15 protein-coding genes are annotated in these 13,856 nt (G+C 72.4%); 4 read left to right on the forward strand and 11 right to left on the reverse strand.

Annotated elements, in window-relative coordinates; all coding sequences use genetic code 11:
• Positions 1-34: 34 nt before the first annotated feature.
• The 3 genes from VV01_RS12260 to VV01_RS12270 are packed head-to-tail and all read right to left on the reverse strand — an operon-like array spanning position 35 to position 3,148.
• On the reverse strand, positions 35-1,063 hold the full coding sequence (locus tag VV01_RS12260) for a hypothetical protein (RefSeq protein WP_050670136.1): 1,029 nt from the start codon (positions 1,061-1,063) through the stop codon (positions 35-37).
• A 10-nt stretch (positions 1,064-1,073) separates the two neighbouring features.
• Entirely contained in the window at positions 1,074-2,495 is a 1,422-nt protein-coding gene (locus tag VV01_RS12265; protein WP_197275034.1) for a sensor histidine kinase, read from the reverse strand.
• Positions 2,492-3,148: a response regulator transcription factor gene (locus tag VV01_RS12270; protein ID WP_050670138.1), complete on the reverse strand. Its 657-nt coding sequence runs from the start codon at positions 3,146-3,148 to the stop codon at positions 2,492-2,494. The genes VV01_RS12265 and VV01_RS12270 overlap by 4 nt, the downstream gene beginning before the upstream one ends.
• 82 nt (positions 3,149-3,230) lie before the next feature.
• Here VV01_RS12270 and VV01_RS12275 point away from each other — a divergent pair, with 82 nt between their 5' ends.
• Positions 3,231-4,340 (forward strand): LolA family protein, encoded by a 1,110-nt coding sequence (locus tag VV01_RS12275; RefSeq protein ID WP_050670139.1) that lies wholly within the window; start codon positions 3,231-3,233, stop codon positions 4,338-4,340.
• 10 nt (positions 4,341-4,350) lie between these two features.
• On the opposite strand, the gene VV01_RS12280 is transcribed toward VV01_RS12275, so the two are convergent.
• From VV01_RS12280 to VV01_RS12295, 4 genes are read right to left on the reverse strand one after another with little or no spacing between them, the layout of a single operon-like run.
• Positions 4,351-5,214 (reverse strand): DNA-3-methyladenine glycosylase family protein, encoded by an 864-nt coding sequence (locus tag VV01_RS12280; protein ID WP_331456442.1) that lies wholly within the window; start codon positions 5,212-5,214, stop codon positions 4,351-4,353.
• A 59-nt stretch (positions 5,215-5,273) separates the two neighbouring features.
• The gene (locus tag VV01_RS12285) at positions 5,274-6,065 is read right to left on the reverse strand and encodes a hypothetical protein (protein ID WP_050670141.1); all 792 of its coding nucleotides are present in this window, start codon (positions 6,063-6,065) and stop codon (positions 5,274-5,276) included.
• Positions 6,066-6,116: 51 nt separating this feature from the next.
• Complete coding sequence (locus VV01_RS12290) at positions 6,117-7,133, reverse strand: hypothetical protein (protein WP_050670142.1); 1,017 nt, start codon at positions 7,131-7,133, stop codon at positions 6,117-6,119.
• A gap of 2 nt (positions 7,134-7,135) precedes the next feature.
• On the reverse strand, positions 7,136-8,014 hold the full coding sequence (locus tag VV01_RS12295) for a glycosyltransferase family 2 protein (RefSeq protein ID WP_231635225.1): 879 nt from the start codon (positions 8,012-8,014) through the stop codon (positions 7,136-7,138).
• Positions 8,015-8,033: 19 nt separating this feature from the next.
• On the opposite strand from VV01_RS12295, the gene VV01_RS12300 reads away from it, so the two are divergent.
• The gene (locus VV01_RS12300) at positions 8,034-9,356 is read left to right on the forward strand and encodes a hypothetical protein (protein WP_050670143.1); all 1,323 of its coding nucleotides are present in this window, start codon (positions 8,034-8,036) and stop codon (positions 9,354-9,356) included.
• Between the two features lie 33 nt (positions 9,357-9,389).
• Here VV01_RS12300 and VV01_RS12305 read toward each other — a convergent pair whose 3' ends face one another.
• The 4 genes from VV01_RS12305 to VV01_RS12320 form a co-directional block, all read right to left on the reverse strand.
• Positions 9,390-9,845, reverse strand: coding sequence for a hypothetical protein (locus VV01_RS12305; RefSeq protein WP_157508822.1), 456 nt, complete (start codon positions 9,843-9,845; stop codon positions 9,390-9,392).
• 97 nt (positions 9,846-9,942) lie between these two features.
• Entirely contained in the window at positions 9,943-10,692 is a 750-nt protein-coding gene (locus tag VV01_RS12310; protein ID WP_050670145.1) for an SDR family NAD(P)-dependent oxidoreductase, read from the reverse strand.
• Positions 10,685-11,899 carry an AMP-binding protein gene (locus VV01_RS12315; RefSeq protein WP_050670146.1) on the reverse strand — a complete coding sequence of 405 codons (1,215 nt, stop codon included), beginning with the start codon at positions 11,897-11,899 and terminating at the stop codon, positions 10,685-10,687. Before VV01_RS12315 ends, VV01_RS12310 begins: the two co-directional genes overlap by 8 nt.
• Positions 11,896-12,150: an acyl carrier protein gene (locus tag VV01_RS12320; protein WP_157508823.1), complete on the reverse strand. Its 255-nt coding sequence runs from the start codon at positions 12,148-12,150 to the stop codon at positions 11,896-11,898. Before VV01_RS12320 ends, VV01_RS12315 begins: the two co-directional genes overlap by 4 nt.
• Positions 12,151-12,267: 117 nt before the next feature.
• Here VV01_RS12320 and VV01_RS12325 point away from each other — a divergent pair, with 117 nt between their 5' ends.
• Together VV01_RS12325 and pseI are read left to right on the forward strand one after the other, a co-directional pair.
• Positions 12,268-12,774: a GNAT family N-acetyltransferase gene (locus tag VV01_RS12325; RefSeq protein ID WP_050670147.1), complete on the forward strand. Its 507-nt coding sequence runs from the start codon at positions 12,268-12,270 to the stop codon at positions 12,772-12,774.
• 4 nt (positions 12,775-12,778) lie between these two features.
• Complete coding sequence (gene pseI / locus VV01_RS12330; RefSeq protein WP_050670148.1) at positions 12,779-13,828, forward strand: pseudaminic acid synthase; 1,050 nt, start codon at positions 12,779-12,781, stop codon at positions 13,826-13,828.
• Positions 13,829-13,856 lie beyond the last annotated feature (28 nt).

Below are 13,856 nucleotides of genomic sequence, written 5' to 3' on the forward strand. Positions count from 1 at the left end.
CCGGCCGTGTCACCAACCTCATGCGCCGCAACAGCTAGGCCGCCTTGCCAGGACGCAGCGCGGCCTTGCGCCAGGCCTTCCAGAGGCGCTCGCCCGAGCCGCCGACAGGTCCGATCGCGGCCTCCAGCACGTCGGCGTCCGGTCGCTCGCGCTCTCTGACCGCTGTCTCGACCTCGGCGACCGTCCGCGCGTGTGCGCACAGCGCCAGGATGTAGTCCGGCACCGTCAGACCGGGCGCGAGGACACCGACCAGCGGAGCCCCCACCGCCGCGATCTGAGGGAACACCGAACCGGGGATGCCGACGGCGACCTGCGCGGTGGCCGACGCGAGCAGCGTCCCCTCGGGCGCGATCTCGTACGCCTCCCACAGGGTGCGGTCCTCCCGAGGATGCAGGCCGACCCGCACGTGCCAGCCGCGGGCCGCGAGCGCCGCTGCGGAGTCGAGCAGCAGCTGTGCGCCGGGCGCTGAGCCACCCGTCTCGGACGACTTCGTGACGGACGTGACGACCAGCGCTGTGCGGTCGACCGGCGCGTACGACGGCAGGTCGTCGAGCGCCGGATTGCCCACGACCGCAACGCTTCTCGGCGACACGCCGAAGTGGGCGGCAAAGACCGTCGCCTCCGCGGACGAGCCGGCCGTGAGGCCGACGAGTCGGGGACGGATCGACGCGGCGCCCGGCTGCTCGACCGCCTGGAGGTAGGCCAGAGAGCTCGCGACCACGGGCAGCCCGGACAGCGCGCCGACCACCTGTGTCGGCCAGGCGGTCGCGCCGTTGACCACGAGCAGGTCGGCGCCCCAGCGGGCCGCATCAGCGAGCGGCACGACCGGCACCGGGTCGCCGGGTGCGACCCGCGACAGATCGGGTGCGACGAGCGCGATCTGCCACCTGCGCGCCCGGGCGGCCTCGTCCAGGAGCGGCTTGAGGTGGTAGGTGCCCCAGGGCTCGTTGGTCGCCACCAGCACCCGCAGCGGTCGGGCGGCATCGGCGGGTGGTGTGGCCAGCGTCGCGGCGAGCGCGACGCCTCCGGAGAGGGCCAGGAAGCGGCGACGGCTCAGCGTCATGGTCGCGACGCTAGATGTCGTCGGCCACGTGGTGGTGAACGCGCGGCGAACCCTCGCGAGGCACCCGTACCTCCACCCGCAGCCCCGGCGGCGTACGCCCCTGGACCGTCGGGTGCTCGGTGAGCCGGGCCGCGCCCCCGAACCGGTCCGTGAGCTCGCGCACGATGGCCAGCCCGAGTCCGGTGCCACCCGCGTCGCGGTCGCGCGCGGTGTCGAGCCGGGTGAACCGCTCGAAGACCCGCTCGCGGTCCGGCGCCGCGATGCCAGGACCGTCGTCGCCGACGACGAGCAGGACGTCCTCATCCTCGGCCGCGCAGCTCAGGACCACCTCCTGGGAGGCGTGCCGCACTGCGTTGTCGACGAGGTTGGTCACGACACGACGCAGCTCGATCGGTGGTGCGACCGCGACCGCAGCAGCCGTCGACGGTACGACGCGCACGGCCACCCGGCCACCGGCGTACGAGCGTGAGACGTCGGCGAGAAGCGTTGGTACGTCTATGACCTCGGCCTTCGACGGGTCGACCTTGTCGCTGTCGACGCGCGCGAGCAGGAGGAGGTCCTCGACCAGGTCGTGGAGCCGGCCGACGTCCGCGAGGACGCCGTCGGTGAGCTCGGTCCGCCCGCCGACACGCTGTTCGACCTCGAGCTGGGTCCGCATGCTCGCCAGCGGGCTGCGCAGCTCGTGTGCGGCGTCGGCGACCAGGTCGCGCTGGCGTTCGCGGGCGTGCGTCAGGCGGTCGAGCATGTCGTTGAGCGTGACGGCGAGCGCCTGGATCTCATCGGACTGAGCGGGCACCGGCAGGCGTTCGGACCGGCCCTGGCCGCTGATCGACGCGGCACCCGCGCGCAGTCGCTCGACCGGCCGGAGCGCACGACCGATCACCCACCAGGCGACCAGGCCCATGACGAGCAGCAGCAGCGGCGCCACGACCAGGAGCGTGGTCCGCAGGATGTGCTGGGCGTGCTCGACGTCGTCGCTCTGCACGGCGACGACGACGGTGGAGCTGTCGCGCCGCTCGCCGGCACGCGTCACGGGCAGCGCGACCACCCGCAGCCGCCCGCTCTCGCCTGCCCGCGCGCCGGGGACGCCGACCGTCTCGCCCGTACGCGCGCGCCGCACCTCGTCGGGTCGCAGCAGGGCCGTCAGCCGGTCGGCGTTGGCCGATGCGGCGACCACCTTGCCCGAGGCGTCGAGCACCTGCACCGACTGGGCGCCCGAGGCCGGGAGCGGGTCGGGGATGTCGTCGCGGGCGACCACCAAGGAGATGTCTCGTGCGGTGTTGGTCGCGGCCTCGTCGAGCGAACGACGACCGGCGACGCCGAGTACCGTCGCGAGCACCAGGCTGCCGACGAGCAGGGCCACACCCGAACCGGCCAGGCCGATCAGCATCAGTCTCCAGCGCAGCGTCAGCCGGCTCGTCGGCGAGCTCATCGGCGCAGGGTGTAGCCGGCGCCGCGCACGGTGCGGATGATCTCGCGACCGAGCTTGCGCCGCAGGTAGCCGACGTAGACCTCGACGACGTTGGGGTCGATGTCCTGCGCGGACTCCCACACGTGGTCGAGCAGCTCGAGCTTGCCGATCACCCGGTCGGGGTTGTGCAGGAAGTACTCCAGCAGCGTCAGCTCACGCGGGCTGAGCGCGACGACCTCGCCGTCACGACGTACCTCGCGCAAGGCCGGGTCGAGCTCGATCTCGCCGGACACCAGCACCGGGGCGCGCTCAGCACCGCCCCGCCGCAGCAGGGCTCGCAGCCGTGCGAGCAGGACGACGAACGAGAACGGTTTGGTCAGGTAGTCGTCGGCGCCGTAGTCGAGACCGTCGGCCTCGTCGTACTCACCGTCCTTGGCCGACAGCATCAGGACCGGGATCCAGTTCTTCTCGGTACGCAGCGTGCGGACGACGTCGTAGCCGGACATCCGCGGCAGCATGATGTCCAGCACGACCGCGTCGTAGTCGCCGTGGCGTGCGGCGTCGAGGCCGGTCGGTCCGTCGGAGCGGACGTCGACGACGAAGCCCTCGGCGACCAGCCCGCGTTGCAGGGCCAGCGCGAGCCGCTCCTCGTCCTCGACCACCAGCAGGCGCACGCGGCCAGACTCGCACGACCGACCTGAGTGCGGCGCCCAGGTTCTCAGCGCGTTCACAGCGCGGGCGGCGCAGCATGGGGGCATGAGCCTCCTCGCCGACCACCCGTCCCTGCGCTGGACCGCACCCGTCACCGTCGCCGCGTGCCTCATCGGCGGCAGCGCGGTGGCCGGGCGCATGGCCGCTTCCGCCGACACCGAGCTGCCCTCGCGCACCGCCGCCCAGCTGATGACCGACGTGCAGAACGCCCGTGTCGACGGCCTCTCGGGCACGGTCACCACCTCCGTGGACCTCGGGCTGCCGGCACTGCCGAGCATCGCCGGCCACAGCAGCAGCGAGCTGTCCTCCCTGGTGTCGGGCAGCCACACGCTGCGGGTGTGGGCCTCCGGCGAGGACAAGGCGCGCGTCGCGCTGCTGGGCTCGGACGGCGAGTCCGACGTCATCCGCAACGGCAAGGACGTGTGGGTCTGGTCGAGCCAGGCCAAGAAGGCCACTCACCTCACCCTCGGCGACCAGAAGCGCGCCCGGGCCCAGTCGCCGGTGCCCGCGACGCCGCAGGAGGCCACCAACGCGCTGCTCACCGGCCTGCGACCGAGCACCGACGTCTCGGTCGGTCCGACGACCACGGTCGCCGGCCGGTCGGCGTACGAGCTGGTCCTGAGGCCCAAGCAGTCCGGCACGCTCGTCAAGGACGTGCGCGTCGCGATCGACGGCAAGACGAAGGTGCCGCTGCGGCTGCAGGTGCACTCCACGAAGATCGCCGACCCGGCTGTCGAGATCGGGTTCACGGCTGTGGACTTCGGCAAGCCGGACGCGAGCCGGTTCGCGTTCAACCCACCGCCCGGCACGGACGTCAGGACGAAAACCGTTGCGCCCCATGATCGTTCGGCGACCGACGCCGACAAGGCTCCTGTGCCCGGCAGGCTGAACGACCTGCTCAAGGCCACCCAGCCCAACGTGGTCGGCACGGGCTGGTCGTCGGTGCTCACCGCCACGCTGCCGAAGGCGTCCGGGTCCGGCAACGACAGCCCGGACGTCGCACAGCTGGCCACGATGCTGCCGCGCGTGCAGGGCTCGTGGGGCTCGGGCCACCAGCTGACCGGCACGTTGTTCACGGTCCTCGTGACCGACGACGGCCGGCTGCTCGCCGGTGCGGTGCCGCCTCAGACGTTGTACGCCGCCGCCGCGCGCTGACCGTCCGCGCTCAGCGCGGCAGGTGGGTCGGCACCGACAGACGCGGGCCGCGCCGCGGGCGGGCGACACCGGCCAGCTCGAGCAGCCGCTGCACCCTGAACCGGTGCCCGGCGTAGGGCGCGAGCAGCTGGAGCATGCGCTCGTCGTCGCCGACCCGGCCCTCGAGCGCGTAGGTGATGTTCTTGGCCACGTGGTAGTCGGCGACGCTGACGGCATCGGCGTCACCGAGCGCGCGTTGGGCGACCTCGGCGGCGGTCCACACGCCGATGCCGGGCACGGCACGCAGTCGAGCACGAGCCTGCTCGGCCGGCAGGTCGACGCACTCCTCGAGGCGCCGCGCGACGGTCAGCGCCCGCATCAGGGTGTCCGAGCGCGAGGCGTCGACACCCGCGCGCAACCACTCCCACGACGGCACCGCCCGCCAGGTGCGGGCGTCGGGCGGCACGATCAGGCCGCGCGCAGCGCCCGGGCCGGGTGCCGGCTGGCCATGGCGGCGTACGAGCGTCCGGTAGGCCGCGAATGCCTGCCTGCCGGTGACCCGCTGCTCGATCACGACGGGCACGAGCGTCTCGATGACCAGCCCGCTGCGCGGCACGCGGTAGTGGCGCGCGCGGCGATGGGCGTCGCGCAGCACCGGGTGCGTGGGGTCGAACGTGCTCGGGTCGTCGTGGTCACCGAGCAGCTCGGGCAGCCGGCCGAGCACCCAGCCCGAGCCCGGCCCCCATGCCCGCGCCGTGACCGTGTCGGCGCCGTCGCCACCCGCGACCGTCAGCCGCGTGGTGACCGGGCCCTCGGGCGTGCGGCTCGCCCACCACAGCCCACTCGGGTCGCGCTGCCAGCTGGGGTCGCCCGGCCCGTGGCGCAGCGTCGCCACGATCGCGCCGAGCGGAACGGGCCGCCCGGGCGACCACACTCGAGCAGCGCCGTCGGACGTCACCGTCGCCGGAACGTCAGCAGAGCCAGGCCGACCGTGCTGTCGCCGAAGGCGTCCTGGGCCGCGCGCAGCCGCAGCCCGTCGGCGACGTCGAGGTCGCCCACCAGGCTCAGACCCTGCTCGTCGGCCCGGGCGATCAACGAGCGCAGCTCGGGCACACCGAACCCGCCCTCGGCGGCCGGCCCCAGCCGCAGCGTCATCGCCATGAGGCCGCCCCTGCGCAGTGCGGACGTGCCGCGGACGAGGTGCACGTCGACGTCGTCGGCAGCGACGGACGTCGGATGGATGTGGGTGACGAGGTCGACGGAGCCGGCGTCGATGGCGACGCCCACGACGTCGGGCCGGGTCACGTCGAGGTGCACCGGAGCGAAGCCGGCTCGGGTCGCCCACCGCGAGAACAGCGAGCGCGGCCCGCTGACATCGACCACCACCGCGTGCCGTCGCCCGTCGTCGACCACGCGCAGGAGCGCCGCCAACGCCCCGAGGGCTGCCCACGCCGAGGTGTCGTCGAGCGTGCGGGGCAGCCCGAGCGACCGGGCCGTACGCCGCGCGGCGCGTGCCTCGACACCGTCGACGAGCACATCGGTCGTGCGCACACCGCGCAGGTCGGCGGCCCGCAGCAGCAGAGCCGTGTCGGCGTGGGGCAGCCTGGTGGCGGTCTGGTGGGCGGCGTCACGCATGCGGCCGGCGATGCGCTGGACGGCGGGAGAGCCGGCCAGCCGTCGTACCTCAGCGCTCGCGGCCCGGGACGCCGCAGCACCGCGGCCGGATCCTCGCGAGTCACCCTTCACCTGTTCGAGACTAGCCCGCGGGTACGACGGCGCGCCGGTCGGCGTGAGACCTCAGGCGAGTCGCAGGTGCTGGTGCAGGTGCTCAGCCGCCACGACCGGGCCCGCCAACGCCTCGAGCAACGTGCGCTGCTGCTCACCGAGCTCACGGTCCAGGTGCTCCAGCCTCGGCGGCGTCAGCCGCACCGCCTGCAGCCCGTGCACCGCTGCCAGGTTGAGCACGGCCGTGCTGCTGCCACCGACGACCGCGGCCGCCCGGACCACGTCGGGGTCCAGCTCGGCGGGCCCGTGACCGGGAAGGACGTTGAGGCCTGCGTAACGCTCGGGCGGCTCGGCCGGATGAGGGCGTACGACGAGGCGGCCACCCGCCCGGTCGACCCCCGTCAGCACCTGGTCGATGTGCGCGAGGTAGGAAGCCTCGTCGAGCAGGCCGAGGTCGACCCAGGGCTGGGTGGCGAGCACGACCCGACGCCGGTCGCTCGTCGGCGTCACCTGAGCGGTGTGCCTGCGGAACTCCGCAGCGACGTCGTCGACCACGGCCCAGCGCCCCTGCTGCGCGACGTAGAGCGGCCACCGGCGCGAGGTGAGCGTGCGGGTGCCGGCCGTCACGGCCGCCGTGCGTACTGAACGCCACGGCTCGGGCACGCCCTGGCGCGCCCAGGCGTCGCGTCGCGTACGCCAGTCGCCGTAGGTGCCGAGGCCCTCGTCGGTGACGACGACCGGGACGCGACGACGTGGGTGCGCTCGGCGCAGCTGGGCCCACGGCTTCAGACCCGGTGCGCCGACCGCGACGTAGACCGCGTCCTGGCCCTCGGGCAGCTGCCAGCGGTCAGGACCCTCGGGAAAGCTCAGGTGCAGCCGGTCGTCCTGCGGGAGCAGCCGGCGTACGTCGTCCTCGGTGACCGAGGCCCGGCCGAGGAACGTGCCCCCGCCGACGTGGGCGACCGTCACCTCACCGGTCCGCTGGGCGAGCTCGTGGCGCAGGTAGGAGGCGACGTGGACGAGGTGGGTGAGACTGCGTACGCCGGTGACGACGGCGTGCAGCGGCCCACGGCGCGCGGAGGCGGCCACGGTCAGATCACCGGCGGGCGACCGGCGCGGGCCAGGCGGCCCACCGTGCGCCAGGACATCGGCCTGCGAGGACCGGCGTCGCCCGTGACGCCCTCGCCGAAACCCTTGAACCAGGTGGCGAGCGCGTCCTTGTCGTGCACGCGCACGAGGGTCACGGCCGTCCACGACGCGAGGTAGACCGGCACGAGCGGAGTAGGCAGGTTGCGGCGGGCGACCCACACCCGGTTGCGCGCGTTCATCCGGTAGAACACCTGGTGGCGCGCCGGGCTGGTCGCCGGGTGGTGGACGATCACAGCCGGGACGTACTGGATCGTCCAGCCGGCGTCGACCAGCCTCCAGGCCAGGTCGATGCCCTCGTGCCCGTAGAAGAAGTGCCCCGGCCAGCCGCCGACCTGCTCGAACGCCTCACGTCGGACCATGAACACGGCTTCCCAGAACCACGTGGCCGGCCCCGCCTTGCCACCGCCCTCGACGTCGAACCGGGGCACCCAGCGCCGCGGCGCCGGCTTGCCCGTGGGGTCCAGGCCGCGCGGCTGTGCGACCGCCACGCTCGGGTCACCCAGGATCACGCGGGCCAGACGCGCCAGGACGTCCGGCGTCGGGAGCGAGGCGTCGTCGTCGTAGAAGTAGAGCAGCTCGCCCTGGGCCTCAGCGGCGCCGACGTTGCGGCCCTCGGGGATGCCGACGTTGTCAGGCAGGTGCACGGTGCGGACCCACTCGGGCAGGCCGGTCGGCTCCCAGCCGTTGCCGACGAGGACGACGTCGAGCTCGACGCCCTGCTGGGCACGCAGTGTGCGCAGCGCCTCGGCGAGCTCGACGGGTCGGTCGCCCATGTGCAGCAGGACGACTCCGACCGTGGGCAGCATGGACGTGGCAGGCACCGGGCTAGGCTAGACGACCGTGCACAGCGACCCCCACCTCATCGGCGGCGAGATGGCGTCGTGGGCCGATCTGCCCGACACCGCACCGCTCGGCGCTCTCGAAGCCGCCGCGCTCGCTGCAGTGCCCCCATCGGCCGCACGGATCCTCCTCGCCGGACCGCGAGCATCGTTGCTGCACAACGCTTTTCCCGGTCGGGCCGTCGACGTGCTGGTGCGCGGAGTCCCTGACGCCGAGGCGCTGGCCGAGGCCGGGTGCGCGGTGCTGTGCGGTGCACTCGACCGGGTGCCGGCAGGGTCGGCGTACGACGTCGTCGTGCTGCTCGACCCGCCCGAGACGGTGCTCTCGCCCGACTCCCCCGGCCTCTCGCACGGCGACACGCTCGGCACCGCAGCCGATGCGCTGGACGACGCGGGCACGCTGATCGCCCTGGTCCCCAACGAGATCGGCGTCGACGTGCTCGCCACCGAACGCCGGCCGCACCGTCTCGACGACGACTCCGCCTGGTGGGTCGGTACCGGCGGCTACGACGTACGGCGGCCCTTCCACCGCGAGCTGCGCGGGCTGCTCTCGGACGCCGGGCTGTCGTTGCGAGCCGGCCGCTCGGTGCTCCCGGGTGCGGCCGATCCGGTGGTCGTGGTCGACAGCCGCTCCGAGGACGACGTGACCGCGACGGTCGAGGCGCTCGCGGCGTCCGTGCACGTGGTGCCCGGCGCTGATCGTGCCGTCGACGCCGTCGAGGCCGGTGCCACCCGTGACCTCGCGGGCGCCTGGCTGCTGGTGTGCGGGCGTACTCCGGGCGAGATCACGCTCCCCACGCTGTTCGCAGCGGCCGAGTCCGGCGCGCTGGCGTCTCGGCGGCTGCCCCTGCTGCGCGCGCTGCGCGACGGCGACCTGCACCGGCTCCGCGGACTGCTCGCCGACCTGCGCAGTGCCGGCGCCGACGACACGGCGTACGAGGCCGCGCTCGACGACCTCGCCGAGCAGGTCGCCCACCGCGCGGGCGCGCACCCGTTCGGCCCCGAGCTCGACGCCGAGCAGGTCGTGGCGGAGCTGCGGCTGCTCGGGGGTGGGTCGCTGCCCGTCGCGCGCGTACGCCGACCCGCACCCGTCGCCGAGGCCGGGACGAGCCGTGAGCGTGAGCTCGAGTCGGCTCTCCGTGACCGCAGCGCACAGGTGGCCTCTTTGCACCACAAGGCGTCGCAGCAGGAACGTCGTATCCGCGCGCTCGAGCACGCGGTCGCGACCTCGGACAGCCCGTGGCCCCGGCGCACGCTGCTGGTGATGACCGCGCCGACCCGCCGCATCGTCGAGGCCGCCCGCTCGCGAGCCCGCCGCGGCTGACGAGGCCCGGTCGCGCGCGGTGCTCGTACGAGATCAGGCGCCGGCGCGCAGGCCGTAGGTCAGCACCAGGTCGTCGTGCGCGACCGTGCGCAGGGCGATCGACTCACCCGCCAGGTCGGGCACGTCGAGCCCGTGCTCGCGCACCCACATCAGGATCGGCACGTCGAGCAGCTTGGCGAGCACCTCGGCCTGGGTCCACCGCCGCCAGAAGTCCAGCGGCTCGACAGGTTCGACCAGGCGAGCCCGGCGTACGACGCTGGCCGGGATGCGCTGATCGATCAGCTCGGCGTCGACCGCCAGCCGAAAACCGTTGGTGCCACTAGGGTTCCACGCCACACCTCGACCGTCGGCGAGGTAGCAGCGAGCGGCATCGGGGTACGACGACCGGTCGACCTCGGGGCCGACGTGCGTCACGTCGTCGGTGGCCCAGGACGCGAGAAGTCCCCCCGGGGCGTCACCCCAGGAGGACTCCTCGATCAATGTCGTCACCGGAAACGAGGACTCCGGTGAGTCCTACGACGGCTGGTCGACGATGCCGACGCGACGGAGCCTGCGACGTCGCTCGGAGGAGGAGACCAGCCCAGGATCAAATCGAGCCGCCACCGTCGACAACGACGACCTGGCCGTTCATGTTGGTGTCGTCGAACAGCATCGAGCGCACGACGGGCGCGATGTTGGCCGGCGTGACCATGCGACCCGACGGGGTGCGGCGCGCGATCGTCGAGAGCTGCTCGGTGCCGAGCACGGACGACATCTCGGAGTCGAAGAAGCCCGGTGCGACGGAGTTGACCATGAACCGGCCGTGCATCTCGCGGGCGAGCGTGCGCATGGCGGAGTCGAGGCCACCCTTGGTGGCGGAGTAGGCGACCAGGCCGGAGTAGCCGCGCTGGGCGCAGATCGAGGTGACCATCACGATGCGGCCGCGGCCGACCTTGGCCATCGCGTGCCGGATGAACGCGCGGGTCAGCACGAGCGGGGCCGTCAGGTTGGTCTGGATGATCTGCGCGATGCGCTCGGGCGAGGTGTGCAGGTGCATCGAGTCCTGACCGATCGCGGCGTTGTTGACCAGCGAGTCGATCGGGCCGAGCGCGGCGGAGGCGTCCTTGAGGAACGTCTTGACGCCTGCCTCGTCGTTGATGTCGAGCGAGGCGATGAACAGCCGGTCGGGGTGCTCGTCGCGCAGCGCCTCGATCTCGGGGGTGAGCGTGCGCGAGAACGTCGCGACCTTGGCGCCCTGGGCCAGCGCGTCGCGGACGAGCTCGAGGCCCAGGCCCTTGGTGCCGCCGGTGATGAGCACGGTCTGTGCTGCGGGAATGGGGCCGGTGGGGTCAGACATCGCTCTTCAGGGTCTCCTTGATCGGGATCTCGGGCAGCACGCGCAGCCGGCGCGGCACGGAGTAGTCGGGCAGGCGCTCGGCGCACCACGCGGTGAGGTCGGCGTCAGTGGTCTGAGACCCGTCGGCCAGTACGACCTCGGCCATCACGACCTGGCCGACGAGCGGAGCCTTGCGACCGCGCACCGCCGCCCACTGCACGTCGGGGTGGTCGAGCAGCACACCACGGACCTTGGACGCCGAGGCCTTGGAGCCGCCGACGTTGATCTCGTCGGAGGCGATGCGGCCGGTGATCATGACGCGGTCGCCGACCACCTCGGCACGGTCGCCCGTGCGGATCGCGGCGTCCATGCCCTCGGCGGCCTTCGAGGAGGCGATGACCAGCTCACCGTCCTCGACGGTCAGCCGCGGGCGCCCTGGCGTCTCGCGGTCCAGCCAGGCGGCCGGGAAGCCCGCCTTGCCGTCGTGGACGGCGATCGCGGCACCTGCCTCGGACGAGGCGTAGATCCACGAGATACGAGCCTGCGGGAACACCTCACGCAGCGTGTCGAGCACGGCCTGGTCGACCGGCTCGCCGCCCAGGGTGATCTGCTCCAGCTGCAGCTGGGCCAGCGTCTCGCCCGAGCGGAACAGCGCCTGCCGCCAGAACGTCGGCGTACCCGACGCAGCAGTGACCCCGGCGTCGACCGCCATCTGCGGCCAGCGGTCGAGCTCGCCGGGCTCGACGAACAGCACGTCCTGCCCCGGCAGCGACAGCGACAGCGTGACGACCTGCCACCACGCGTAGGCACCGGTGGCGTAGGGGCACAGCCACGTACGCCGCGGCTGGTCACCGGCGACAGTCGTCAACGACTCGAGGGTGTGGGCCACCTGCTTGGGCCGGCCGGTGGACCCCGACGTCAGCAGCCAGACCCGCCCGGCCTCGGCATCGCGCTCGGCCAGCGGGGGCTGCACCTCGTCACCGCGTACGACGGTCAGCCCGCTCTCGCGGAACTCCTGCGCCTGCTCGTCCCCGACGCGTGTCGCGGCGGCGATCAACGTCTCGCGGTCGGTCGTCGCGGCCTGCCAGACCGCGCGTACGGCCTCGGTGTTGTCACGGACCAGGACGGCAGCAGCCGGCGGCAGGGCCGGCGTGTCGGCCAGCCCGGCCCAGGTGCCGTCGTACCCGGCCGTGATGATGCGGTTGCCCGCACCTACCGGGAGCGTCACGCCGACTGCAGCTGCTCGAGGAAGTCGAGCACGTCGCCCACGGTCTCGATGGAGCGCAGACCCGGAGCGTCGAAGTTGAGCTCCTCGTCGATCTCGTCCTCGACCCGCAGGGCCAGCTCGGAGAAGTCGAGCGAGCGGAAGCCGATCGTCTCCAGGCTCGCGCTGTCGTCGGCGGGGAGCTCCTTGCCCTGGGCGGACAGCACCTCGGCCATCATCGTGCGCACCTGGTCACGGCTCAGCGCGTTGCTCATTGATCCTCGCTGTCATCATCGTCATCGGGGGACTGTCCAAGACGCCCGCGGACGGGCTGCGATGTAGTGTAAATGCCGCTCTCGCCCTCTCCCCCACAACTCGTCGGAGGCTTCGTCATGCTTCGCCCCGCCACGGACGCCGACAAGGAGCTCGTCCGCGTCTGGCGCAACCACCTCGAGGTCCAGGCGGTGTCCCTCCAGCAGGACGAGATCACCCCCGAGATGCACGAGAAGTGGTGGTCGGCCGTCCAGCAGGACCCGACCCGCCTCGTGCTGATGTACGAGCGCCGCGGCGAGCCTGCGGGCGTCGTCACCTTCTTCGACCTCACGCCCGAGGGCAGCTCGCCGCGCAGCTCGATGTGGGGCTACTACCTCGACAACGAGGGCCTCGGCTCGGCTCTCCTGCCTGCGTGGATGCAGATCCAGCGCGAGGGCGTCCGCTACGCGTTCGATGAGCTCGGCCTCGACGTCCTCGAGGGCGAGGTGCTCGACCACAACGAGGCCGTGCGCAGCATGAACAAGCGCAACGGTTTCGTCGAGATCGACTCCTACGAGCGGGAGGTCGGCGGCGAGCCGACCCTCGTCCACAAGATCCGTCGTACCCGCGACCAGCAGAAGGCGTGACCCCATGACTGACATCAAGATCGGCCCGCACTCCATCGGCCCCGAGCACGAGCCGTACGTCATCGCGGAGATGTCGGGTAATCATGACGGGTCGTTGGACAAGGCTCTGGAGATCGTGCGGATGGCCGCGCGGCAGGGTGCGCATGCGGTGAAGCTGCAGACGTACAAGCCGGAGACGATCACGATCGAGTCGGATGCGCCGGACTTCCGGCTCTCGGATGGTCATGAGCTGTGGGGTGGTCGCACGTTGTGGGACCTGTACACCGAGGCGCACACGCCGTGGGAGTGGCACGAGCCGATCTTCGCTGAGGCGAAGAAGGCCGGGATCACGGTGTTCTCCTCCCCGTTCGATCCGACGGCGATCGACCTGCTGGAGGGGCTGGGGGCGCCGGCGTACAAGATCGCCTCTTCGGAGATCGTGGACCTGCCGTTGATCCGGGCCGCGGCTTCGAAGGGGAAGCCGGTGATCATCTCCACGGGGATGGCGTCGTTGGGTGAGATCAACGCGGCGGTCGAGGCGGCCCGCTCGACGGGTAATGAGCAGATCGTGGTGCTGGCGTGCACGGCGAACTACCCGGCTGACCCGTCGGAGTCGAATCTGCGGGGGATCCCGGTGATGGCGGATGCGTTCGGGACGTTGATCGGGTACTCGGATCACACGATCGGGATCGGTGCGGCGATCACGGCGGTCGCGTTGGGTGCGTGTGTGGTGGAGAAGCATGTGACGTTGCAGCGTGAGGGTGGTGGGGTGGACGCGGCGTTCTCCTCCGAGCCGGAGGAGCTGGCGGCGTTGGTGCGTGAGACGCGTACGGGGTGGCAGTGTCTGGGGCAGGCGCGGATCGGTGCGCGTCAGCAGGAGAAGGAAGGGCTGCGGTTCCGTCGGTCGTTGTACGTCGTGACCGATGTGAAGGCCGGTGACCGGGTCAGCGCGGACAACGTACGCTCCATCCGACCCGCGGGCGGCCTCGCACCCGACACGTTCAGCATCGTCGAGGGACGCACCTTCACGCAGGACACTCCCAAGGGCACGGCGTTGTCCTGGGACCTCGTCTGACTTGTACAGTGACCGACCGACGACGACC

Origin of the sequence: Luteipulveratus halotolerans, from assembly GCF_001247745.1 — a bacterium.
Lineage (GTDB): Bacteria > Actinomycetota > Actinomycetes > Actinomycetales > Dermatophilaceae > Luteipulveratus > Luteipulveratus halotolerans.

What these genes read in the sequence shown, in the direction of transcription:
- VV01_RS12275 (WP_050670139.1), top strand. Translation starts at nt 3,231, where the DNA reads ATGAGCCTCCTCGCCGACCACCCGTCCCTGCGCTGGACCGCACCCGTC.
- VV01_RS12325 (WP_050670147.1), top strand. Translation starts at nt 12,268, where the DNA reads ATGCTTCGCCCCGCCACGGACGCCGACAAGGAGCTCGTCCGCGTCTGG.
- VV01_RS12265 (WP_197275034.1), bottom strand. Translation starts at nt 2,495, where the DNA reads ATGAGCTCGCCGACGAGCCGGCTGACGCTGCGCTGGAGACTGATGCTG.
- VV01_RS12310 (WP_050670145.1), bottom strand. Translation starts at nt 10,692, where the DNA reads ATGTCTGACCCCACCGGCCCCATTCCCGCAGCACAGACCGTGCTCATC.
- pseI (WP_050670148.1), top strand. Translation starts at nt 12,779, where the DNA reads ATGACTGACATCAAGATCGGCCCGCACTCCATCGGCCCCGAGCACGAG.
- VV01_RS12260 (WP_050670136.1), bottom strand. Translation starts at nt 1,063, where the DNA reads ATGACGCTGAGCCGTCGCCGCTTCCTGGCCCTCTCCGGAGGCGTCGCG.
- VV01_RS12320 (WP_157508823.1), bottom strand. Translation starts at nt 12,150, where the DNA reads ATGAGCAACGCGCTGAGCCGTGACCAGGTGCGCACGATGATGGCCGAG.